22 protein-coding genes are annotated in these 22,290 nt (G+C 69.1%); 10 read left to right on the top strand and 12 right to left on the bottom strand.

Annotated elements, in window-relative coordinates; genetic code table 11:
- The 6 genes from ACF07B_RS05800 to ACF07B_RS05775 form a co-directional block, all read right to left on the bottom strand.
- Positions 1–660: a DUF6445 family protein gene (locus tag ACF07B_RS05800; RefSeq protein WP_384236194.1), complete on the bottom strand. Its 660-nt coding sequence runs from the start codon at positions 658–660 to the stop codon at positions 1–3.
- Positions 657–992 carry a hypothetical protein gene (locus tag ACF07B_RS05795; protein WP_384236191.1) on the bottom strand — a complete coding sequence of 112 codons (336 nt, stop codon included), beginning with the start codon at positions 990–992 and terminating at the stop codon, positions 657–659. Before ACF07B_RS05795 ends, ACF07B_RS05800 begins: the two co-directional genes overlap by 4 nt.
- 185 nt (positions 993–1,177) lie before the next feature.
- On the bottom strand, positions 1,178–1,321 hold the full coding sequence (locus ACF07B_RS05790) for a hypothetical protein (RefSeq protein WP_369481375.1): 144 nt from the start codon (positions 1,319–1,321) through the stop codon (positions 1,178–1,180).
- 82 nt (positions 1,322–1,403) lie between these two features.
- The gene (locus ACF07B_RS05785) at positions 1,404–2,306 is read right to left on the bottom strand and encodes a TauD/TfdA dioxygenase family protein (RefSeq protein ID WP_392177840.1); all 903 of its coding nucleotides are present in this window, start codon (positions 2,304–2,306) and stop codon (positions 1,404–1,406) included.
- 70 nt (positions 2,307–2,376) lie between these two features.
- Positions 2,377–3,531: a pyridoxal phosphate-dependent aminotransferase gene (locus ACF07B_RS05780; protein WP_369481377.1), complete on the bottom strand. Its 1,155-nt coding sequence runs from the start codon at positions 3,529–3,531 to the stop codon at positions 2,377–2,379.
- Between the two features lie 73 nt (positions 3,532–3,604).
- On the bottom strand, positions 3,605–4,297 hold the full coding sequence (locus tag ACF07B_RS05775) for a TenA family transcriptional regulator (protein ID WP_392177839.1): 693 nt from the start codon (positions 4,295–4,297) through the stop codon (positions 3,605–3,607).
- Between the two features lie 421 nt (positions 4,298–4,718).
- Here ACF07B_RS05775 and ACF07B_RS05770 point away from each other — a divergent pair, with 421 nt between their 5' ends.
- On the top strand, positions 4,719–5,321 hold the full coding sequence (locus ACF07B_RS05770) for an HAD family hydrolase (RefSeq protein ID WP_392177838.1): 603 nt from the start codon (positions 4,719–4,721) through the stop codon (positions 5,319–5,321).
- Here ACF07B_RS05770 and ACF07B_RS05765 read toward each other — a convergent pair.
- Positions 5,310–5,921 (bottom strand): hypothetical protein, encoded by a 612-nt coding sequence (locus tag ACF07B_RS05765; protein ID WP_392177975.1) that lies wholly within the window; start codon positions 5,919–5,921, stop codon positions 5,310–5,312. The genes ACF07B_RS05770 and ACF07B_RS05765 overlap by 12 nt on opposite strands.
- A 65-nt stretch (positions 5,922–5,986) precedes the next feature.
- On the opposite strand from ACF07B_RS05765, the gene ACF07B_RS05760 reads away from it, so the two are divergent.
- Positions 5,987–6,706: a gamma-glutamyl-gamma-aminobutyrate hydrolase family protein gene (locus tag ACF07B_RS05760; RefSeq protein ID WP_392177837.1), complete on the top strand. Its 720-nt coding sequence runs from the start codon at positions 5,987–5,989 to the stop codon at positions 6,704–6,706.
- On the opposite strand, the gene ACF07B_RS05755 is transcribed toward ACF07B_RS05760, so the two are convergent.
- The 4 genes from ACF07B_RS05755 to ACF07B_RS05740 are packed head-to-tail and all read right to left on the bottom strand — an operon-like array spanning position 6,683 to position 11,320.
- On the bottom strand, positions 6,683–8,413 hold the full coding sequence (locus tag ACF07B_RS05755; protein ID WP_392177836.1) for a hypothetical protein: 1,731 nt from the start codon (positions 8,411–8,413) through the stop codon (positions 6,683–6,685). The two genes, ACF07B_RS05760 and ACF07B_RS05755, sit on opposite strands and share 24 nt — an antisense overlap.
- Complete coding sequence (locus tag ACF07B_RS05750; RefSeq protein WP_392177835.1) at positions 8,410–9,486, bottom strand: hypothetical protein; 1,077 nt, start codon at positions 9,484–9,486, stop codon at positions 8,410–8,412. The genes ACF07B_RS05755 and ACF07B_RS05750 overlap by 4 nt, the downstream gene beginning before the upstream one ends.
- Complete coding sequence (locus ACF07B_RS05745) at positions 9,483–10,133, bottom strand: dTMP kinase (RefSeq protein ID WP_392177834.1); 651 nt, start codon at positions 10,131–10,133, stop codon at positions 9,483–9,485. The genes ACF07B_RS05750 and ACF07B_RS05745 overlap by 4 nt, the downstream gene beginning before the upstream one ends.
- Positions 10,130–11,320, bottom strand: a complete 1,191-nt coding sequence (locus ACF07B_RS05740; RefSeq protein WP_392177833.1) for an FAD-dependent oxidoreductase — start codon at positions 11,318–11,320, stop codon at positions 10,130–10,132. Before ACF07B_RS05740 ends, ACF07B_RS05745 begins: the two co-directional genes overlap by 4 nt.
- A gap of 335 nt (positions 11,321–11,655) precedes the next feature.
- Between ACF07B_RS05740 and ACF07B_RS05735 the strand changes: the two genes are divergently transcribed.
- The gene (locus ACF07B_RS05735; protein WP_369481386.1) at positions 11,656–12,630 is read left to right on the top strand and encodes a LuxR C-terminal-related transcriptional regulator; all 975 of its coding nucleotides are present in this window, start codon (positions 11,656–11,658) and stop codon (positions 12,628–12,630) included.
- Positions 12,631–12,752: 122 nt separating this feature from the next.
- Here ACF07B_RS05735 and ACF07B_RS05730 read toward each other — a convergent pair whose 3' ends face one another.
- Positions 12,753–12,875: a hypothetical protein gene (locus ACF07B_RS05730; RefSeq protein ID WP_392177832.1), complete on the bottom strand. Its 123-nt coding sequence runs from the start codon at positions 12,873–12,875 to the stop codon at positions 12,753–12,755.
- Positions 12,876–13,491: 616 nt separating this feature from the next.
- Here ACF07B_RS05730 and ACF07B_RS05725 point away from each other — a divergent pair.
- Genes ACF07B_RS05725 through ACF07B_RS05695 form a run of 7 tightly spaced genes read left to right on the top strand, consistent with a single transcriptional unit; the run spans position 13,492 to position 21,882 of the window.
- Complete coding sequence (locus tag ACF07B_RS05725) at positions 13,492–14,148, top strand: metallophosphoesterase (RefSeq protein WP_369481388.1); 657 nt, start codon at positions 13,492–13,494, stop codon at positions 14,146–14,148.
- On the top strand, positions 14,148–15,368 hold the full coding sequence (locus tag ACF07B_RS05720) for an ATP-grasp domain-containing protein (protein ID WP_392177831.1): 1,221 nt from the start codon (positions 14,148–14,150) through the stop codon (positions 15,366–15,368). Before ACF07B_RS05725 ends, ACF07B_RS05720 begins: the two co-directional genes overlap by 1 nt.
- Positions 15,368–16,690, top strand: a complete 1,323-nt coding sequence (locus ACF07B_RS05715; protein WP_392177830.1) for an ATP-grasp domain-containing protein — start codon at positions 15,368–15,370, stop codon at positions 16,688–16,690. Before ACF07B_RS05720 ends, ACF07B_RS05715 begins: the two co-directional genes overlap by 1 nt.
- On the top strand, positions 16,687–17,949 hold the full coding sequence (locus ACF07B_RS05710; RefSeq protein WP_392177829.1) for an ATP-grasp domain-containing protein: 1,263 nt from the start codon (positions 16,687–16,689) through the stop codon (positions 17,947–17,949). Before ACF07B_RS05715 ends, ACF07B_RS05710 begins: the two co-directional genes overlap by 4 nt.
- Positions 17,946–19,307 carry a TldD/PmbA family protein gene (locus ACF07B_RS05705; RefSeq protein WP_369481392.1) on the top strand — a complete coding sequence of 454 codons (1,362 nt, stop codon included), beginning with the start codon at positions 17,946–17,948 and terminating at the stop codon, positions 19,305–19,307. Before ACF07B_RS05710 ends, ACF07B_RS05705 begins: the two co-directional genes overlap by 4 nt.
- Entirely contained in the window at positions 19,304–20,617 is a 1,314-nt protein-coding gene (locus ACF07B_RS05700) for a metallopeptidase TldD-related protein (RefSeq protein ID WP_392177828.1), read from the top strand. The genes ACF07B_RS05705 and ACF07B_RS05700 overlap by 4 nt, the downstream gene beginning before the upstream one ends.
- Positions 20,614–21,882: an MFS transporter gene (locus tag ACF07B_RS05695; RefSeq protein WP_369481394.1), complete on the top strand. Its 1,269-nt coding sequence runs from the start codon at positions 20,614–20,616 to the stop codon at positions 21,880–21,882. The genes ACF07B_RS05700 and ACF07B_RS05695 overlap by 4 nt, the downstream gene beginning before the upstream one ends.
- Positions 21,883–22,290 lie beyond the last annotated feature (408 nt).

The following is a 22,290-nucleotide window of genomic DNA, read 5'->3' as shown; positions in this document are numbered from 1 at the left end:
CTAGCGCCTGAAACGGCCGTCGTGAAGGGAGACGTGTCCCTGCGACGAGACCTCGTTGAAGAAGAAGTTGTGCGTGAGTCGGGCCGACTCGGGACTGTCCCCGCACCCACCGAGCGAGGCGTGATACATCTCGCAACCCCGGAAGAGAATAAGCCTGTTGTAAACCGGGGCCACCCATTCGACCAACTCCCAGGCGCTCAACACCGCATAGTCCGGGATGATGACTCGTTCCTCGAATTCAAAAGCGTCACCGTAGCCCGCGGCCCTCGCCTCCGCATCGGTCGGCGGGCACTCGAGCCCGGTTGCCCGATGCCGGAAGAACCCGGTACCCGCGCTGTCCGGGGCATCCGGAGTCAAATACACCATCCCGGCCCAGTCCGCCGCCTGGTCCGCATGCACATTGGCGAGCCGTCCAGTCTCCTCCGTCGCCAGTCTGAAGCCACCGAACGTGAACGAGTCGAAATCCACGTCCGCCGCTGCACCGATGAGTTCGGAGAACGCCTTGACGAGTGCGGGGCTCTGCACCATCTTGTCGCTCTGCCAGCCCGGGTAGTTGTAGGCCGCGGCGCTTCGGTAGTCGTGGGACAGAGCGAGCCGGCGTGTTCTGTCCGGGTCGGCGTAGAACTGGTCCACGACAATGATTCGGTCCCCGCCCGTCATTCTCCCGCGCCTTCCGGACTCGCGCCCCACTGCGGTGAGGGGGCTGCGGGCAGATGGTCCGCCGCTGCCGCCGGCACGTACGCCAGCCTCGTGCCGGGACGGTCGCAGAGCATGGTGCGGTGAGGGGAGAGCCTGGTCAGCGCGGGACCCGGCGTCCTGAGCACCACCCATCCAGCCATCGAGTCACCCATGTTGACCACTGCGACCAACTCCCCGTCGGCCACCTCGAACTCAACGGGCAGGTCGCCGGCCAACCGCTGTGCGTCATGCTGGCCCTTGGCCGCTGTCCGTATCTTCCGCTCGATGTGACGCACGATGGAAGTCCTGTCCATGCCTTCGACGTCGGAGCCAAGAACCCTGACGGCGAAAACCCCGCCATTTCGGGCCGGTTCCGTACCGACCCCATTCATCACAAAGAACGCACCGGGCATTCCCACTGTCTCCGTTCCGTGGCCTCTCGACGGTCCGGGGTGGACCCTGCGGGCCCGCCCCGGACAGCCTGATCAATCGATCAGTTTCAGCCGAGCGCAATCGCCTGCTCGGCGGACTCCTGCTCCGACTGCGTCAGCGGCGAGAAGTCCGTGAACCGCATCATGTTGTTGATCGAGGACTCGGTGAACTCGTTCACGTCGAACTCGGCCAGATTCGTTTCCTGATTCATGTTCTCTCCACCAATCTGTGAATGGACGGACTTCACTGCATTCCTCGCCCGAAACTTCGGGCCAGGAAGTTCTCTGGTGCGGCTAACCGACCGGCTCCGCAGGCACCCCGCCGTACTTGACGTTGATCCTGTGCAGGAGACGGCTGGTTTCGAGGTTCCGGGTCGCGCGGACCCCGGTTCCGCGGTGGAGGGTGCTCATGTTGTCCCAGATCACCAGATCTCCGGGCCGATACCGGTGGGTGTAGCCGGGCAGCTCCTTCAGGACGAACTCCTCCAGCGCGTCGAACGCGAGTTCCGACTGAGCGTCGGAGAGCCCGACGATGGACATGGCACTCCCTGAGGGCGCGAAGAGGCCGGGCGTCCCGGTGACGGGGTGAGTCTCGATCAGTTTGTGCCGGGCACCCCGCAGTTGGGCGTGCTGCTCCCGGGACAGGGACTGCTTCGCCGCTGTGTCGTCTCGCGAGGCCCTCCGGTTGCCGAAGCGATGGACGACGTCGAGAGCGAGCACCTCGTCAACGCTCTCGCAGCCGAGCAGTTCGAGCAGGTCCGGACGGGACGCCATGAGCTCCAGGGCGGGGGCCAGATCGGCGAAGGCCGTGCCGCCGGAGCACTCGGCAGCGCGCAGCGCGTAGAGGGAGGTGGCGATGCCGACGTCCTGGAGGTACGACATGTCGGCGTGCCAGTAGGACCCGCCGTCGAGCACCCCGGTGGGAGTGCCGTCGGCCTTGACGTGGTCCGAGATGGTCAGGATCGAGGGGAAGCCCTGCACGGTGAGGTTCTGGAGCACGTGGGGAATCGGCCGGCCGAAGTGCTCCATGAACGTCTGGTATTGATGGGGGCTCAGGGACTGGCCGCGCAGGACCAGTACCCGGTGCCGGTGGAGGCGGGTTCTCAACTCGCCGATCTCGTCCGCGGTGGCTGAGGCGACGTCGAGGCCGGTCACCTCACCGGCGAACTCATGGGCGCCCATTGGCGTTGCTCGCATACGATTCGCTCCCGGAGAAGTCCAGACCCGGCTGCCCGGGACCTTTGCATGGGCGGATACCTCACCCGCCTCAGGTGTCCCTCGTGGTTCGCGCGCGCCGCAGCCGCCGGGCCGCCTCCTCCACCTGTCCGACGGAGACTCCGAAGGAGAATCGGAGCCACGGCGCGTGCGGCCGGGTGAAGAAATGGTCCAGAGGCAGGGCGCACACCCCTGTGTTCCGCAGCAGGTCGACCGCGGGCTCGGGCCCCCGCGTACGAACCGCGGGAGGCACGGCCATGACGAAGTGACCGCCGTCGGGCACGGATGCGGTGAAGCCGCTGTCGGCGAGTGCCGCAAGCAGGTGGTCCCGCTTGCCCCGATAGGACTGCGCCGTATGTGCCAGCCGCGTGGAGTCCACCTCGGCGAGCAGCCTGACGGCGGCCCGCTGGAGCAGGTCCGGCGCGCAGTTGGACAGGTGCATGTGAGCGGTCTCGGCGCGGCGTGCGAGCCGGTCGGGCGCCAGCAGCCATCCCAGCCGGAGCCCGGCGGCCGCGTAGGACTTGGAGACTCCGCCGGCGATCGCGGTGCGTCCCGTCTCCATCAGCGCCGTGTACGGTACGGCCGGACCGCGGTAGCGGAAGTCGCGGTACACGTCGTCGATCACGAGATGGCAGCCGTGCAGATCCACGAGTTCGCGCACCGCCGCCCACTCGTCGCGGCCGAGGACCAGCCCGGTCGGGTTGTGCGGGGAGTTCAGCAGCAGGACGCCCCGGCGGCCGAGCGGTGCCAGTTCCGCCGCCAACCGGTCCATGTCCAGGCGAGGGGCGGTCCCGGCGAGATCGATCGGGACGCTGCGGGCGTCCATGCCCGCGATCCTGGCCAGCCCGGGATAGTAGGAGTAGAAGGGTTCCAGCCACAGCACGCTGTCGCACCCGTCGTCCGCGAGGCCGAGCAGGATGGCGGCCAGGGACTCCGTGCAGCCGGAGGTGATCACCGGAGCCGGAAGCCCTTCGGCGTACAGGCTTGCCACGCGCTCTCGCAGTCCGGGTGTTCCCGCGGACGGTGTGTACTGGAAGTGAGCGAGGGACACCTCGGCCGCCAGCGCCGCTCGCCACTCCGTGTCGTACACGGGTTCCGGTATCCCCTGCGAGAGGTTGATCGCGGAATGTTCCGCCGCCAGTGCGGTCATGCGCTGGTAGACGCCTACCACCTGGCTGTCCGGTTCGGTGGAGGTGGACGTACTCACCGTGTCCTTCCGTTCCTCGGTCCACGACACCCGGACGGACACGAGGCGCGCGGGCGCCGTCCGGGTGTCCTCATCAGGCCGTGGCGATGCGGTTGAGCCCGTTCCAGAAGGTGGTGAGGGCCTCCAGCACCTGGGCTGCGCCCTGGATCAGCTCCTCGCGGGCGGTCTCCTCCTTCGCCGCAGCGAGCAGGGCGTCCTGGACCCAGTCCACGTGGTTGGCCTCGATGAGGATGTGGAGGTAGAAGTAGTTGTAGTCCTCGTGCTCCCAGCCGTCGTAGAGGCGGAAGCCCTCGTACAGGTTCACGATCATCGGGAACCCGAACTCTTCGATCACGTAGTGCGCGCCGACCGAGTAGTTCGAGGACTCCTCGAGGAACAGGCGTCGCAGGTTGGCGACCAACTGCTCCGCCTCCGGGGCGTGCTCGACCGTGCGGTAGTCGTCGAGCACGACGCCGATGCCCGCAAGCGCCTTCTCGAACATCACGTAGTGCGCGTCCCCGCGGCCGTCACCCAGCTCCGAGACGACGGTGCGGGCGCTTTTCAGCCGGATGAACTCGTCGTCCACGCGGGCCGCCAGTCCGGCCAGGATCTGCGGGAACGTTCGGATGTAGTAGTAGTACTGCTGGAAGACCTCTTTGAGGACGTCCTTGGGGAGCGGCTCCTTGCGAAGCGTCTGGTAGAAGGCGTTCTCGTTGATACCCGAGTCGTCGATCATCTGCTTGATGCGCGCGATGACCTCGGTACCTGCTTCGACCTCGTTGCCCACGGGCTTGGATCCTTTCGGTGACAGTACGCGTCGCACGGGAGGCCGCCTTGCCGGCGGCCTGACCTGGGAGATGGGGCGTAGCGCAGACCTCGACGGATGGCGCTCGCCGACCAGTGGCTCGAACCTGTGACGCCGACCGGACGCATTCATCATCAGCGCGCTCCCAACCGTCACGCCAGGGCCGTGAGCCTTCGCAACTCGCCCTGGCGACAGGCCGACAGGGGGTAAATCGGGCATCACCGCCAAAAAGAGTCGACGTAAATGGAGCACGGAAGGGCGTGGTCGCCCGCGGAGCATTTCTTCGGTCGACTGGATTCCGCGTTCTTGACGTGACGTGAAAATCGCAGCCGGCACGGTCGTTTCCGATACCGCGCATCGGGCGGCTTTCCCTCTGTCGGCAGCGTTTGCTAATGTGCCGGGCATGAAGCCACGAGTTTTCCTCTTCGATCTCGGCGGCGTCGTCTGCCGCTTTCATCGCGAGCGCCGGCTGAAAATCCTCGGCGAGGCATGCGGCCTTCCTGCGGAGAGAGTCGACGAGGAGTTGTACTCCTCGGGGCTGATCTCCTCCTGGGACGGCGGAGCCGGAAATGCCCAAGAGGTGGAGGAGGAAATCAGGCGGCGTCTCGGTTACCCCGGTACCTCCGCGGAGCTGCGAAGCATCTGGTGCGGCGCCTTCGAGCCCGACCCGGACGTCCTCGCGGCGGCCGATCTCGTCCGTTCGTACCGCACGGCCCTGTTCACGGACAACGACGCGCTGCTGCTCTCGGGGCTTCCCCGGCACCTGGCGGACGTGGACGACCGCTTCGACGTTCTCGCCTTCTCCTGCGTGCTCCGGGCGACCAAGCCCGCCCCCGAAGCATTCGCGGGAGCCCTGGGCCTCCTCGACGCCACCGCCGAGGAAGCCTTCTTCGTGGACGACCGCGTGGCCAACGTGCGAGCGGCCCGTGAGCTGGGGATCACTGCCGTGCTCTTCGAAGGCGGGCCCGCACTGCACCGCACCCTGGAGGAGCTGCTAGCCGACTGAAGCGGCCGGCTGGGCCGCGAGCACGGCCAGGGCCTCGGCGCGTACTTCGGACGCGGGACCGGTGCCGTCGAGGACGACGGCACCGGAGTCCCGCATGACCTCCTCGTACCGCTCGCACAGCCTGGTGATCTTGGCGCGCAGTCCGGCGGGGGAATACGCCTCCACCCAGCGGTCCTGACGCGCGACGAGCCGTTCGTAGGCCAACTCGGGATCGACCCGCAGCCAGAACAGTACGTCGGGCCGGGGAAGCAGGGCCTCGATGCGGGCGAACCAGTCCCCGTGCTCCACCACGTCCTCGCAGTACACGGCCCACGTGTGCCGCCAGCGGTCGAAGAGCACGAAGTCCGCCTGTTCGAACCGATGCTGTTCGTAGCGGAACTGTACGGCGCTCTCCAGGAGATAGGCAGAATGCCGAAAAGGCGCAGGCAGGGCATCTTGGTAGAGATTTTCCGGACGCCCGTCCTCAGCTATTCTCCGGAATGCGTTCGAGAGCGCTCGGGCGGGCCTCGCGCGGACGACCTTCGAGTGAGCCGAAAGCGAAGCGTGGAGACTCTCGAGGAGGGTGGACTTTCCACTTCCGTCCACTCCCTCAAGGGCCACTATGCGGTATGTCACTCCGGTTTTCCCTTTCCTTTCTGCTGAGATTTCGTGCTAGCTTCCTCGCCATGCGAGAGCCAATTATCGGAATATCCCTCAGGCCCTGGCGCAGACCCGAGAAGACGGACCGCTGGATGCAGAGCATCGGGTATTTCCGCGCCGTGGAAGCCTCCGGCGCCGTCCCGCTGGGCATCGCACCGGTCGCCGAGTCCGCTCTGCGTGACCTCTACGACCTCTGCGAGGCCCTTGTCCTGCCCGGTGGGATGGACATCGCGCCCGAGCTGTACGGCGACGAGCGGCACACCACCACAGAGATCCAGCCGGAGCTGGACGCGATGGAGCTGGCCCTGCTGCGCTGGGCGGAGGAGGACGGGAAACCCGTCCTCGGTATCTGCCGGGGTGCCCAACTGCTCAACGCGGCCAAGGGCGGGGCCCTGTGGCAGGACCTGCCGGCCCAGCGGGGTGTCTCCGGGCACGGCGGCGACGAAGCCGGAACCGCTTTCCACGACATCGTCGTCGCGGAGGGAAGCCGGTTGCGGCACGTGACGGACGCCGGGCGGGTCCTCGTGAACAGCCGACATCACCAAGCGGTCTCCGCGCTCGGGGCGGGCCTGCGCGCCGTCGCCCACGCCCCGGACGGCGTGATCGAGGCGATCGAGGCCCACGGCCCGTGGTTCGCGCTGGGAGTCCAGTGGCACCCCGAGGAGCTGCCGGCCGAATCGCCGGTCGGGGGAGGGTTGTTCCGGGCCCTGGCGCAGGCAGCTTCACGCCGGGCTGTCGCGTACTAGGCCCGCCGCGTGGAGCCGGGCCACGAGTGCCTCGACGGCGGACACCGCGTCCGCCGTCGAGGCGCCCGAGATACCGACCATGCCCCAGCGGTCCGGAACGCTGGCCACGACCCGGACCGCTCTGTCCGGCCCCGTCTCCTGCTCCGCCCGACGGGTCGTGGTCGCCAGGTCCGCCAGGGCGGCGGGACGGTAGACACGGGTGGCCACGTGCACGGGGCCGGCCGGACCGGACAGCGCGTCCTGGAAGGCGCGCATGTACACCGCGCCGTGGGACGAGAGGTTCAGGTCGATGACCCCGTGGACGAGCCGGTCGCCGAAGCGCCCCCCGATCCGTCCTACCGCGAAGTCGATCCCCCCGGTGACCAGGCTGTGCGCGCACCCCTGCGCCTCGGCCTGCGGGCCCCCGAACGCGTCGAGGATCGTCTGCAGGGCTGCCGTCATGGAGGCGTACGCGGTCTTGGGCACTCCGAAGGCAGCGAAGTCCTCGGCGAGCAGTGTCGCGTTGCCCTCCCAGGAACAGCCGTTCATGAGCTGGAGGGTCAGCCCCTCGGCCACTCGCCCCCCGTGGATGTGACCCGACGGAGTGATGATGAACCGACGTCCGGCGATGTCACAGGTGGCGAAGTCGACGTGCGCCTCCAGGGCGTACGCGTCGCCGTGCTGGTGGGCCTCGCGCGCGTGCCGGCTGAGCGCTTCCTCGTCACGGAGGTCCAAGCCGGTCACGATGCGGGCACCGTCGCCCGCCTCGCACGGTTTGAGACAGCCCCGTTCCACGCCGTAACGCTCCAGGAGCAGGCGCGCCGCGGCGCGTACCCCGGCGGCGAATTCCTCCGGGTCGTCCCCGCGGGGGACGAGGTAGCCGGGGAGGACCGGAATCTCCATGCCGAGCAACTGGTAAGCGGAGGACATCCGTTGCTCGCGGGCCAGCAGGTCGTCCGGCTCCATCCCGTCCGCGGCGACTCGCAGCGCGTCCGGGACAGTGGGATGGAGGTGTTCCTTCCGGTTCCAACTGGCTGACACGACGGGCCCGTTCGCGTCGACCCGCAGGATGTCGAGGCCGAGGCTCTCCTTGAGCCACAGGAGGAAGATCTGCGTCTCCAGGTCGAGGGCGTAGAGCCGCACCACCGCGTTCGGGTGCGTGCGGTACCAGTCCAGGAGCGGAAGCAGCGCGGAGTGCCCGGGCGAGGCCGCGACGGTGAGCAGGGCATCGGAGAGGTAGTAGTACTCGCGGGTGCCGATGTCGACGGCGGTGACGCCGGCGAGGGTCACGGCCTCGCGCCACGGAGCGATACGGCCGACCGCCACGTCGCCCTCCCGGGCCAGCGTGACCGCCCGGCTCTCCAGATAGCCGGCGACGTCGTACGGGTTGCGTCCGGCGACGACGTCGGACAGGTCGCCTTCGAAGCCCCGCGTGGTCCGTGTGGCGGAGTGCATGACGACGGCGCGCACCACCTCCTGCGCGACGGAGTCCTCGGCGAACGGGAGCAGTTCCCGCGCCGCTCTGTCCGCCACGTCGGCGACGCCGTGTCCGAGCAGAAGCCTGCAGTACTCCTCGACTTCCTCGTCGGTGAGCACGCGTGGACCCGTGCTGAACCCGGTCCACGGGTGTACGGTGCCGTCGCTCGCGACGACTTCGGTGCTGATAGGCGTCGGCTCGGCAAGACGCGTGCCACCCGCGCCGCCCGCCTCGTCGGTGTCCATCGTCATGTCGCTCGTAGTCCTGTCGGATGTCCCTCGGCCACCGGCCGGGGAAGGGGCGGAGGGACGAGTACGCCGAGGATCTTCCGCCAGAAGTCCTCTTTCGTCCCAGTGGCCGGGAACGCTTGGGCGTCCAGCACGTAGGAGCGGTCCAAGTCGTCGGTGACCATGTCGAAAACGGCGTAGCGCAACCCCAGGGCACGCGCCGCGTACAGCGCCGTCTGCCCGGCGGTGGCGCTTCGGGACATGGGACCTTCGACCACCGTGCGCCCCTGCTCCACCGAGCGGGTGGTGACCGATCCCGCAGGAGCGTGGCGTTCCTCGATGTCGATCACGCACCCGCTCGCCACAGTGACCCGCAGCTCCGTCTTGGCTCCCCCGACGGTCATACCCACCTCGTGCTCGAAGACGAAGCCTGATTCGGCACAGAGCGCGGTCAGGAACCCTTCGTCGCCGGGGTCGACGTCCCGGAAGATCCACTGTTCACCAGAGGTGTTTCCGGGGGACTCCAACCGTCCGTCCCGATAAGCGTAGTTGGTGCGCCACCGCCCAGGGGCCAGATGCGTGATGCCCTTGCCCATCGACCCGCACACCGCCTTGACGTAGAGCGACCGCCCCGACTTCAGGTAGGTCGACAACTCCTCGGGGGTGGGGTTCTCGACGGCCGGGGGCACGGGAATGCCCGCCTGCTCCAGCACTCGTCTCGCCAGTGCCTTGTCCCTGGTGCGGGCGACCGCCGTCGGCGGGTTGAGGTAGTGAACCCCCAGGGGCACGCTGCGGCGCAGCAGGCGGTCGGAGCTGAGCAGGTACGCGGAGAGGGCGTCGGCGTAGGCCCGTGTCCCGTAGGCGCCCGCGACTCTGTCCTCGATCCGCGCGTCCCAGAACTGGTGGGGGAAGAACAGCACCACTCCGACGGGTCCACGCAGGCCGCGCACCCCCTTGCGCACCTCGGCGTAGGTGTGCAGGCGGACGGAGACCCCGCGCTCGGCGAGTCCTCCCTCGTGCGCGAGGAAGGGCTCAAGCTGGGAGCGTGGCCAGGCGTCGGCGACGGCGAGAACGGTCAGGATCGGTTTCGTGCTCATGCGGCTGCCTCATTGTCGCCGTGACGGTCGAGAGCGTGGATCAGGCCGAGGACGTGGTCGGCGACCTCTTCGGCGGGCGGTGAGCCGTCCACGACCGCGTGCGGGACGTCGGCGAGACGCGTGGCGTACGACGCGTCAAGCCTCTCCAGGTCGGCCATCAGTTGGTCGGCGCTCCAGTGGTCGATGGTCCAGTCCCCCCGTTGGGTGATGCGTGCGAACGCGGTCCGCGGCGGGGTGCGGACGTGGAGGAGGAGGTCCGGCCGCGGCAGGTCGTCCATGAGGAGCTGGTAGTGGTCGTCGTACACGCTGCGTCCTGGGGCGTAGACGTCGTAGGTGGTGAGCCACCGGTCGAAGATGAGCCAGTCGTACGCCGCGTACTCCGCTTCCAGGTAGTGGAACTGTGCCTGCGCGTCGACCAGGAAGGCGCTCCGGCGCAGCGCGTCGGGGACGACGTCCTGGTAGCGGTGCTGATGCTGCGAGGGCTCATCGACCAGTTCGCGGAAGACGCTCGCCATGCGGGGCGAGAGCCGCTCGTACCGGGCCTTGGGTCCGAGGAGACGTACCAGGTGGGCGGCCAGGGTGGACTTTCCCGATCCGTCGATCCCCTCGATCGCGATGATCCGGTAGGGGCGTTCCGTTCCCGTCATGCGGACACCTCGGAGTCCACGGGAACACCCCGACCCGCCAGGAGCTCCGGGAGGGGCAGACGCCCGCGTACCAGCGCCGGGGTGGTTTCGTTGACGGCACGCTGACCGGCGCAGGCGCCGAGAGCATGAATGCCGTCCATCGAGGTGCGGCCGGCCTCGTCGGTCAGGAGCGAGCCGTCCGCGTCCCGGGCCAGCAACTCGATCAGCGGGCCGCCCGGGAGCACGGGCCCGCTGCCCGTCGCCCAGACCACCGCGGTCTCCTCGATCCGGCGGCTCTCCTCCCAGGCCGAGCCGCCCTCACCGATGAGGCGTCCCCGGGCGTGCCGGCACCGGCCGCTGAGAGACCGGGAGCCCAGGGGGTTCTGGTTGTCCCCGGCCTTGTACGTCCATGTGATCTCACCGTCGCGCACGCCGAGACGGTCGTAGACCAGGTGGCGCACGCACGTGGTGTGCCATCCCGGCCGGCCGCACTCCTGGGCGGATTTGGCGACCAGCTCGCAGGCGAGCTGGGAGGGGGCACGCCAGCTGTACTTGTCGGGGCTCTCCGTGGGGAACATGCCGACGTAGCGGTTGCCGAGAACCACCACCTCGGCGGCCTCCGAGGCGACCAGCGACGCGACCTGCATGGCCGAGTTGCCGGAGCCCACCACGAGGACGGTTCTGCCCGCCCACCGGCTCGTCTGCTGCCGGGCGCGTTCGCGGTGGACGACGTCGTGGGAGACGGCCCCGGCCTCCGCCCAACCGGGGGGTGGGGTGCGGGGGGTGCTCCCCGTCGCCAGGACGACTGCCTCGGCACGCTCGTAGGACATGCGGCCATCGCCGTTGAGTACGTGGAGGAGGAAGTTGCCCGCTTCGCCTTCGACCTCCAGGACCCGTGCGCTCTTCAGCGTGGCGCCGGAGCCGAGCAGGCTCTCACGGACGTAGGCATCGAACTGGGCCGCGCTGGGACGGAGTTGCCCGGTCGCACCGAGCCGAAATGTTTCCTGGTGCCGGGAGAGCCTGAGCTCGTCCGCGTAGGACTGCAGGATGGAGTTGTCGAGGAACTCCATTCCCGTGCCCAGGCGGTCAGCGATGACCAGGGTGTCTTGGGGAGGTACGTCCCCCTGGCGGACCTGGATTGCGGCGGCGGATCCGCCGCCGATGACCACCAGGCGCCAACATCGGCCGGTTTCGCCGAAACGGTACATGCCACTTCCTTGCCGTCGGAGTGTTCGGGCGTTGTCGTGACTGGGGGATGCCCGGGTCAGCCTCCCCAACCAAGGTCCGGTTCGTCCTCGTGGCCATTCACAGCCCCCACTGTTTCCCCCTGTTTTTGGCTCTTAAATTCTGGTCGAGGTCTCTCCGGCGCCGATTCACCCAGGCGGTGAAAGTCGCGTGCGCTAACGGATGTTGTTGATGTTAAGTCAATGTGGACTACGAGTAGGTATCGTAGATGCGCCTGGCGGAGAGATGAAGGGTATCCAAAATGCACATACCGGACATAACGGAAGCTGTAGGCCGATACGAGTTGGATGCAATTGCGGTGGCCATCTATGAGCGGGTGGCGAAGCGATCGCCCGTCTCCACATGTGAATTACGGGAACAGGGCGAGCTCTCCTCGGTATCCGAGGAGGACCTGGATCGCGCCATGGAGCGGCTCCTCGGGCTTCGCCTCCTCACCCGTGTCGGCGACGCGCCGGCCCGGTACGCGGCGCTGCCGCCCGATCTCTCCCAGGCGCTTCTCCTCGGAGGGGCCGAACGGCAGATCACTCAGGCGTTGATGCGGGTCAACCAGGTTCGACGGGAGCTCATGGATCTCTCCTCCGTGTACTCCGACGCCCTCTTCGACCGCATGCAGGATCAACGCGTGGAGCCGATTTTCGACCTGCAGCAGGTCCGCGACCTCATCACGGAGCTGTGCGAGACGTGCCGGACCGAGGTGCTCACCTCGCAGCCGGGCGGGGCACGGCCGAACGACCAGTTGGAGGAATCCTTCGAACGGACGGAGATGCTGCTCTCGCGCGGAGTCCGGATGAGGACGCTTTATCAACACACTGCACAATTCAACGCGGAGACATTGTCATACGTCCAGTGGGTTACCGGCCTGGGGGCGGAAGTCCGCACACTCGCCGACGGGTTTCCGCGGCTAATCGTCGTTGACCGAAAAATTGCACTCATTGACGCTCCGACGGATTTGCGCGGCGCGCTGCTGGTGCGCTCCCCCGGGGTTGTGGAATTCATGAGCCGATGTTTCAACTGGGCCTGGATAGCGGCGGACCCGTTTCCGGACTCATATCAACGGGATCGGGTCCGCGTGATCTCCGACGAGATCAAGGAGGCAATCATCCGTTTCCTTGTGCTCGGCGAGGACGACAGGGTGATCGCGCGTCGACTGGGAATGTCGCTGCGCAGCGTGCAGCGCCACGTCGCCGAGATCATGGCGCAGCTCGGGGCGACCAACCGGCTGCATGCGGGCTACCTCCTGGGGCGCGACGCGCGCCCGGACCGGCCGGACTAGGGCCTGTCGGGACACAGGGGAAGGGGACAGGATCGTGCCGCCGCCGTTGTCGGCCCGTTCCCGTTCCCCGGACTGGCGGGGCGCCCGCCGCGGAGGACAGCTCCCGCGACCCGAGGAGATCCCTATGTCCCGCCGTGGATGTGACTGACCAGCAGCTTGCCGTCCTGCGTCGTGCCGGTGGCGCGGTGTTCGCCTTCGCCGATGGTCGGACCGAGGAACCTGGCGGCGGCGCGGGTGTCGATCACTTCACTTCTCCAGGGAGTTCGTTCTTCCCGGCCGAGGCCCGATGGCGCCATCCCCCGGGTCATCGTCGACAGGGGTATTGGAGACCGGTTATGAACGCTGTGTGAACTTCGCTGAACGTAGAAGGCCGTCTGCGAGGGTGTCAACATGGCGACCGCAGCGTGAGACGTGATGTGGCACAAAAAGGCGGCCAGGCCGGCCGGGCGCTTGTGCGCCCTAGGTAGAGATCTTTGAGCTGGTCGCGAGGGTGACCTCGGGCGAGAGCGGGCGTCGGCAAGGGCGGATTCGCATCGTCGAAGCCGGCGACTGCGGATAATGCGTCTTCGCCGACCCGACGGCGGGGTGGACCAGGCTGTGAGCAGCCGGACTGCGAGTCCGCGGTTGCGGCTTATGCCTGAAGACAAGCCCCTCTGTCCGCTTTCCCCCTGTCGTCTGTGCGCCACGACGTAATGCGCCACCCTTGAAGCGTGGATTCCGCATGTCTTCTGGGTGAAGATCCCTCAGGAGCAGGCGAGTTCGGGGAGGCGGGGCGCCCGCTCACCGCGTGCCGCTCATCCAGCGAGGGAACGCCGACGACGCGGGCCGTGGCGAAACGGGGATTGTCGCAAGGGGGCAGGGGTGGCGCGTTTCGCCGTCATATCCGATCTGCACGGGAACTACGAGAACCTGCTGGCGATACAGGAGAAGGCCGCCGGACGCGTCGACACCGTGGTCCTCACGGGCGACTACCTCGACGCGAAGGTGTCCAAGAAGGACCTGCACCGGGACCTCCGTTGGTCGCTCCAGGACGCGGTGGACCTCGATGCGCCGCTTTGGGAATCCCTCTCCTCGTGCGTTCTGGTGCGCGGAAACCAGGAGGAGCGCATCACCGCCGTCCTTCGCGGCCAAGGCGTCCCCGGGGCGCTGGAAGCGCTGCTGGCCGCACCCCCGGAATGGGCCACGCCCACAACCCGGTTCGTCCACGGCCACCGCTTCACCTGGTTCCGGGGAGGCGAGGATCTGAGTCACCCCGTACTCGACGCCCTGCCGGACCGACCGGTCCTCATCCACGGCCACAGTCACCGTCGGCTGCTCACCACCGGCCTGGAAGCGACCGGGCAGCACGCCCCGCTCCGCCTGGAACCCGTGACCGGCCGTGTCTACGAACTGCCCCGGTCGGGCCCGTGCCTGGTGAACGCGGGCGCCGCGAGGGACCGCGAGGCGCACTGGGTGCTGTACGACGACGAAGCCCGCACAGTCACGTTCGAAACCGTCCGCACGACAGGAGTTCGTTGATGAAGCAGCAGGACAGTCCCAAGCCGCGGGTGCTGGTGATCGCCGGGCGGGCGGGAAAGCTCAAGGCTGCCGTGGACGCCGGCTTCGAGGTCGTCTACGCCCAGCACACCGGGCTCTTCGCCGACCAGCACCGCGCCGCTTCGCACGAGGCCCTCCTGCTCGACTACACGCGCCCCGACCTGCTCCTCCCTGTCGTCGCGGGTCTTCACCAGGCGGCCCCACTCGCGCTCGTCGCCTCCTTCACCGACCCCGGTCTCGAACCCGCGGGGCTCCTCACGGAGCACCTGGGGCTGCCCGGTAACCCTGGTTCCGTCTCCGCCCTGCTCCGGGACAAGTACGCGCTGCGCACACGTCTCGCCGAGGCCGGAGTGGAGACGCACCCCTGCGCCCTCGTCAACTCCGCCGCCGAACTGCGGGATTTCTGCGAGAGCCACGGCTACCCGGTCGTCCTCAAACCCCGCGACGGCACTGGCAGCGAGAACGTGCGGCGCATCGAGTCTCCCGAGGACGTGGAGCGGGCCTTCGACGGCCGCTCGGAGGAGCAACCGCCCTTGCTGGCCGAACGGTTCCTCGTCGGCAAGGAGATCAGCGTCGAAACCGTGTCCCAGCACGGACGCCACTGTGTTCTCGCCCTCACAGAGAAGTTCATCGACGAGAACTTCGTGGAGTGCGGTCACGTCGTGCCGGCCCGTATCGGCCCCGAGCACCGGCCCGCCGTCGAGAAGCTCGTCATGGGCCTGTTGGATGCGGCCGGGCTCTCCGAGGGCTGCGCTCACACCGAAGTGATGCTCACCGACACCGGGCCGGTGAGCATCGAGTCCCACAACCGCATGGGCGGGGACCGCATCTACGAACTGGTACGGCTGTCCCACGGAACAGATCTGGAACGCCTTGGCTTCACGCTGCCCCTGGGCATCGACCCGCTGCCCGGGCCACCGGTCCCGGCCAGAGCCGCCGCGATCTGGTTCGTGCGGGCCGAGCCCGGCCGCGTCGTGGAGGTCGAGGGAACAGCGCGGGCCGAGAGGGCCGAAGGGGTGCACGAGGTGGTCGTCACCGCCGAACCCGGGAGCGTGGTCCAACCAGTGCGCTCCAGCGCGGATCGGGTCGGCTACGTCATCGCCACCGGCGAGGACTCCGACTCCGCGGTGGAACGCGCCCGGGCCGCCGCGGAGGGAATCCGTGTGCACACGGAGCCCGTGGCCACGGAGGCGCGCACCTGATGAGCCGCTTCCACGACGAGGTCCCTGAGACCGTCACCCATGTCATGGCCGGGTTCGGCGCGGCCCTGCTGCCCGACCTGGACCGTTGCCTGCCACCTCGCTCGCTCCTCGTCGTCGAGGAGCCGGACGTCGTCGCCGCCCGCGACCTCGAGCGACGGGCCACTGCCCACCCCTGCGTGGCCGGCATCCTCACGGCGCCCATCCACGAGGAGGACGACCTGTCCGCCGTGCTCGCGACGGTGCCACGGCCGCGGAACGTCCGTGCCGTCCTGCCCGGCGTCGAATACGGGGTCTCCGCCGCCGCGGCCCTCGCCGGTCATTGGGGGCTGCCCGGCGCCGGGGTGGCTGCCGCTCGCGTCCTGCGGGACAAGGCCCTGCTGCGGGAGGTCTGCGAGCGGGCCGGAGTGCCGCAGCCGCGGTGGCGCAGGGCTCTCCGTGTGGAAGACGTGCGCTCCTTCCGGGACCAGGAGGGCCACGGCTGTGTCCTCAAACCCGCCAACCGCCAGGGCAGTCTGGGTGTGCAGCTCCTCGACGCCACCGATGACCTCGACGAGGCATGGCGGCACACCGTCGAGGCCGACGAGCCCCGGCTGCGAGCCAGACGTCCGCTGCCGGCGTCCTTCCTCGTGGAGGAACGGGTCGACGGCCCCGAGATCAGCGTCGAGTGCGTGGTCTTCGAAGGCCAGGTGCTGTTCCGCAACGTGACCGCCAAGAACGTTCGCCCGGGTCGGCACCCCGTCGAGATGGGCCATCAGGTCCCGGCGGTCCTGCCGCCCGGAGTGCCCGAGCGGGTCGCGTCGGCCATGGAGCGGCTGGTGGCCGCCATCGGGTTTCGGACAGGGGTCCTGCACGCCGAGTGGATTCTGCGGGAAGGCGGGCAGCCCGTCCTCGTCGAGTGCGCGGGCCGCGTCCCGGGGGACTGCATCCACGAACTCATCGACCTCGCGCACGGAGGTTCACTCGTCGCCGACCTCCTCACCGTCCTGTCCGGTTCCGCGGACGTGCCCCACCGTGAGCCGCACAGGCACGCAGCCATCAGATTCCTCAACTGCCCACCGGGGACGGTTCTTTCGGTGACGGGCGCACAGGAGGCGGAAGAGCCGGAGGACGTGGTGAAGGTCCACATCGCCACCGCGCCGGGCAAGGAGACGGGCGTCGTCTCGAACTCCCACGAGCGCGCCGGATACGTCGTGGTGACCGGGCGGGGCATCGCCGACACCACGGCGCTGCTCGACACGGCGGCCGCCCGCATCCGTTTCGCCGTACGCCCCCACCAGAGCGCCTCTCAGGACGGCTTCTGCGAGGCCGGGAGGGCGACATGAGCGAACACGTACTTGTCGTCGGCAGCGGACGGGACCTGCCAGGACGCGTGCGTGCCGCGGCACCCGGAAACCGCACGACGGTGATCTGCCGCCTCGACTATCTCTCCCGCCTGCGGGAACGCGAGGCGCACAGCCGCGTCCTCGCAGTCCGCCACGACGCACCGGACAGGGAATGGGTGGCCATCGCCACCGCCGTACACGCCGTGGACCCCTTCACGCGCATCGCCACGTTCGGCGAGCGCGACCAGGACCGGTGCGCCGAGATCGGACGTGCCCTGGGACTGCACACGCACAGCCCGCGCACCGTGGCGCTCGTCCACGACAAGGCAGCCATGCGGGCGCGACTGCGGGAGACCGGCACGGATCCCACGCCCTCGGCCACGGTGACGGACCTGGAGGCGCTGCGCGTCTTCGTACGCGAGCACGGCGTGCCGTGCGTGGTGAAGCCCACGCACGGCTCGGCCAGCGTCGGTGTCGCCGTGCTGCGTTCGGCGGAGGAACCCGGGCTGACCGACGCGCTCAAGCGGGCCGGCGGAGACTTCTACGGCCTCTCCGGCACCGGAGTCGTCGCCGAACGCTTCCACGAGGGGCCGCAGTTCAGCGTCGAGGCATTTTCCGAGGACGGCGAGCACGTGTGCGTGGCGATCACCCGCAAGTACTCCGACCCCGACCGCTTCGTCGAGCTCGGACACGTCGTACCCGCGCCGCTCCCGCCGGAGACGGAGGACGAGGTCCGCGGCTTCGTCACCCGCGTTCTCGACGCGCTCGACATCACCTTCGGAGCCACGCACACCGAGATCGTCCTCACCGAGGCCGGCCCGCGTGTGATCGAGACACACCTGCGCATGGGCGGCGACGAGATACCGGCGCTCGTACGGTCCGCCACCGGCGTGGACCTGGGGGACCTCGTAGCCAGACAGGCCGCCGGTGAATGCGTGCTCCCCGGCCTCCGCAAGAAGCTGGCTGACGGACGGACACCGTCCGTCGCGGCGATCTGGTTCGCGGCGGCGCCGGCCGCGGGGGTGCTGACCTCCGTGGAAGGCGCGGACGAGGCGCGCCGCACCGCCGGGGTCGAGGAGGTCGTCGTACAGGCCGAGCCGGGGGCGGTCTGCGCGGGGCTGGAGTCGTCCGACGAACGTCTCGCCTTCGCCCGCTCGGCCGGGACAAGTGCCGAGGAGGCAGTGGGCTCGGCACAAGCCGCCCTCGCCGCCCTCGCGTTCCATATCAGGACGGTCCCGTCGATCGAGGAGGCAGTGTGACGTACACGGCTCAGGACCGCGGTCCGGTGCGGATCACGGCGGGTGAACTCGCCGAGGAGATGCGCCGAAGGGCTCCGCGAGGTGTGCGGCCCTCCTCCGGCGCCGTCCAGTCCTGGCACCGCGTGAGCGGACGCTTCGCCGAGGGCTCGGTCAGCGATCTCAGCCTCCAGCAGGGCGAGGCGACCTCTGCCCGCTATCTGGGCGAGCACGGTCTGATCCACCGAGCCGTACCGGGCCTGAACCCCTGGGCGGCACGGCTCGAAGGCTTCGGGAACGCCAGCGGGTACCGCCCGCGCGGCACCGCGGACGCGCCTCCGTCCTGGCTGGAGATCGGGGCGATCGTGGCCTCCCTGCGCGAGCTGGAGGAAGCCGCCCGCTCCTGCGACCCGAGCATTGCCCAGGTCGTGATCGACTTCGAGCTGAGCGAGCAGCAGATGGCCCTGGCGAGCGGGGAGGACGTACAGCGGCTCCGTACAGAACACCGGCTCCTCAGCTATCTCTCCGTACGGGTCGTCGCACGCCGCGGCGACCGGGTGTCCACCGGCTTCTACACCCCCGGCGTCAGCGGGCGGCTCGACGGGATCGACGCGGCGGCCTCAGGTGCGGAGGTCGCCCGCAGGGCAGTCGCCGGCCTGGACGCCCGGCCCGCCCCGGTGGGCCGGATGCCCGTGGTCGTAGCAGGCGGCCGGGGGATGGTGCTCCTGCACGAGGCGTGCTGCCATCCGCTGGAGGGGGACGAGGTCGCGCGCGGGTCCGTCTACGCCGGACGGCTCGGGGAGCAGATCGCCTCTCCGCTGGTCGAGGTGCGGGACGACTCGACCGTACCGGGCGCGGTCGGTTCCTACGGCTGCGACGACGAAGGGACGACGGCCCGGTCCACGACGGTCATCGAGCAGGGCCGGCTCAGGGCCTACCTGACGGACCAGGACTCGGCCGCCAGACTCGGTACGGAGCCCAGCGGGAACGGGAGGTGCGGCACCGTGCAGCAGCCGCCCCTGCCCCGGATGACCAATACCTGCCTCGCGGCAGGGACGTCCAGCGTCGACGAGATCATCGCCGACACCCCCTTCGGTATCTACGCCGAGCATGTGGGTGGCGGTGAAGTCGTCGAGGCCACGGGCGAGTTCACGTTCCGCGTGACCAACGGCTGGCTGATCGAGAAGGGCAGGATCACCGACCCCATCCGGGAGACGACCATCGCCGGCCTCGGCACGGACGTACTGCGGGGCGTCGACGCGGTGGCGGACGACGTGACCGTCGGGGCAGCCAAGTGCGGCAAGTTCGGACAGTGGGTGCCCGTCGGCGTCATCGGCCCCACGGTGCGGGTCGGATCCCTGCTCGTAGGAGGAACAGAGTGAGTGACGGCATCCAGGCACTGATCGCCGAGGCCGCGAGGCAGGCGGCCGACTGCGAGGTGTGGACCGCTCATAGGGAGACCGAAGAGGTCGTCTGCCGCGGTGGTGTCGTCGAACGGCGCAGCGACGTCGAGTCCGGCGTGACCGCCGTGACGGTGTGGCGGGACGGCGGCGAGGGGTACGCCGTGCGGGCGCTGCCCGACTCCGACGACCCCTCCCTGGTGCACAGTGCGCTGGAGGTCGCCCGCGCACTGCCCGGCAGACTCCCCCCGCCCCCCGCCGCCGAGCCCCCGGCACCTCCCGGAACAGCGCGAGCGGCGACCAGCCCGGCTCTCGGCGAGAAGACGGTGCACGCCGTGCGTGAACTCAGTACGGCGGCCCCTGGGCTGGACATCGAGCTCAGAGTGAAGGCCGAGCGAAGCACCGTACGACTCGGACGACCCGGTGACGAACCACGCGGCTACCACACCGGTCTCGTTCAACTCCAGGCCCGGGTGACCGCCACTGCGTCCGGCACCGGCTTCGTGGCCCACCAGATGTACGGAAGCGCGGCGAACGACGTCCTCGCTCGGGCGGCCGATGTGGACCTGCCGGAGATCTGTGCCCTGGCGACCGTGCTCGCCGGGCCGCCCGCGGACGTACTGGAGTACGACGACGTCCTGCTCACCGGCTGGGTGGCGGTGAAACTGCTTTCCCTCGTGATCCCGGCCTTCCAGTGGGACACCGTGGTCGAGGGCAGGTCGCCGCTGGCAGGGAAATGGGGAGAGTCCGTCTGCGCTGACGGCGTCGACCTCGTTGACGACCCCACCTCCGCCGAGTACCCGCTCGCCGCGCCCTGGGACGACGAAGGAACCCCCACCCGAGCCGTGGAGCTGGTCCGAGACGGACGGCTGCAGGCCTTCCTCGGCCACCGGCACAGCACACGGTCCGCCGGAGCAGGCCGGGCGGGCTCCGGCTGGCGGGGAGCGGCGGGGGAGATGCCGAGGGTCCAGCCCAGCCATCTCTCACTGCACGTGGGCCAGTCCCTCGGCGACGTCCCCCGGCCGGGCCGCCGTCTTCTGAGAGTGGTGCAGGCGAACGGGGTACACACCTCCAACGGCATCACCGGTGACTTCTCCATCGGTGCGAACGCCTTGCTGGAGGACCCGGACGGAACACGCCGCAACGCCGGAAACGTCACCGTGGCGGGCAACGTCTTCGACTTGTTGCGGCGGATCGAGGGCCACAGCGGGACCGTGCGCACCAACCGCTCGCACACGTCGTTCGTCGCCTGTCCCGGCCTGTGGGTCCACGGCCTCACCATCGGGCGGTGAGCACGGTGGAGAACGGGACGCGCGTCACCAGACTGCCGGAGTTCCGGCTCCTGTGGTCCTCACAGAGCCTGAGCATGCTCGGCACCTCCGTCAGCCGTACCGCGCTCCCCCTGATCGCGGCCACCACTCTGGCGGCCTCACCCCTGCAGATGGGCCTGCTCCAGGCCGGGCTCGGCCTCTCTTACCTGGTGCTCGGTCTGCCCGCGGGGGCCTGGATCGACCGTATGCGACGCCGGCCCGTCCTGATCGTGTGCGACCTCAGCCGCGCCGTGCTGATGGTGGCCCTGGCGTGCGCCGCGCTGCTGGACCGGCTCACCTTCCCCGTGCTCCTCGTGGTGGCCCTGCTGCTCGGTGCGGCCCGCACCTTCTACGAGATCGCGTATCAGGCGTACATACCTGCTGTGGTCGGACGTGATCGGCTCGTCGAGGGCAACTCGAAGTTGGAGAGCACCAATTCGGCCTCGCAGATGGCCGGACCGGCCGCGGCCGGGGCGCTCGCCCAGGCAGGAGCGGCAGCGGCGGTCTCGGTGCAGGCGGTGAGCTACGTCGCCTCATTCCTCCTGCTGCTGCGCATCCACAAGCCGGAGGCGGAGCATCCGCGGAAACCGACGGCAGGCATGCGCGAGGAGATCAGGAGTGGCCTGTCCTTTGTCCTCAAGAACCCCCTTATGCGCGCCGTCGTGGGGTCAGCCGCCACGTACAACTTCTTCTACGCCGTCCAGGCGCCTCTGATACTCCTGCTGCTCGTCCACGACGTCGGCCTCTCCGAGGCCGCGGCGGGGGCCTTCATGACCGTCGGCGGGGTCGGCGGCGTACTCGGGGCCACGTTGGCCGGCGCCCTCGCGGGACGCCTGGGCCAGGTCCGCGTGATCTGGCTCGCCTACCTGACGACCATCCCGACGGTGCTCCTCATCCCGCTGGCCGGTCCGGGCTGGCGCATGCTGTTCTTCGCCGTGCCCTGGTTCACCGCCGCGTTCGGTCTCGTGGTCTACAACGTCGCGCAGGTCAGTTTCCGGCAGGCGATGTGCCCGGACCACCTGCTGGGACGGATGAACGCCAGTGTCAGATTCCTCATCTGGGGGATCATCCCGGTCGGCGGCGTCGTCGGCGGCGTGCTCGGCGAGTGGCTCGGCGTGCGCGGCGCGCTGCTGTTCGCGGGGGCGGGCATGACCAGCGGGGTGCTGTGGCTCGTCTGCTCCCGGCTGCGCCGGATCCACGACATCCCTTCGGTGCGCGACGAAGCGGACGCGCCGGTGACACCCTGACGCTCGCCAGGGCCCGCTCTTCGGCCGCACCCCGCCGCGCGACGGCGGCTTCGCGACCACCGGCGGCGACGGTCAGCGGTGCTGCACAAGTTGGCTGTTCGCGAAATCGACAGGCAGGAGGCGAGGGCCGACCCGCCCTCATCGGGTCCTGGATATCGGGTGCCGGCCAGGGGGTGCGTGCTTCGCCCGCCGCACCGCACCGCCCTCTCCGTCTCGCGGAAGGCGGGGATTGTCTGATGCCCCATTGAGTGATCGGGGTGTCGAAGGAGGTCGCGGTGCCCGCCTCCTTCCGGATGGCGACCACTCACAAGTGGAAGTGGCCGACGGTGTTCCTGTACCGGGAACCCGTACGTCGGCCGCCTCCCCCGACGCAAGAGCGCCCTCCCGGGCCGTCCTGGGGCCGTGGAA

The sequence above is a fragment of the Streptomyces sp. NPDC015532 genome (assembly GCF_043078065.1).
Taxonomy (GTDB): Bacteria; Actinomycetota; Actinomycetes; order Streptomycetales; family Streptomycetaceae; genus Streptomyces.
This window is presented reverse-complemented; position numbering and strand designations above follow the sequence as displayed.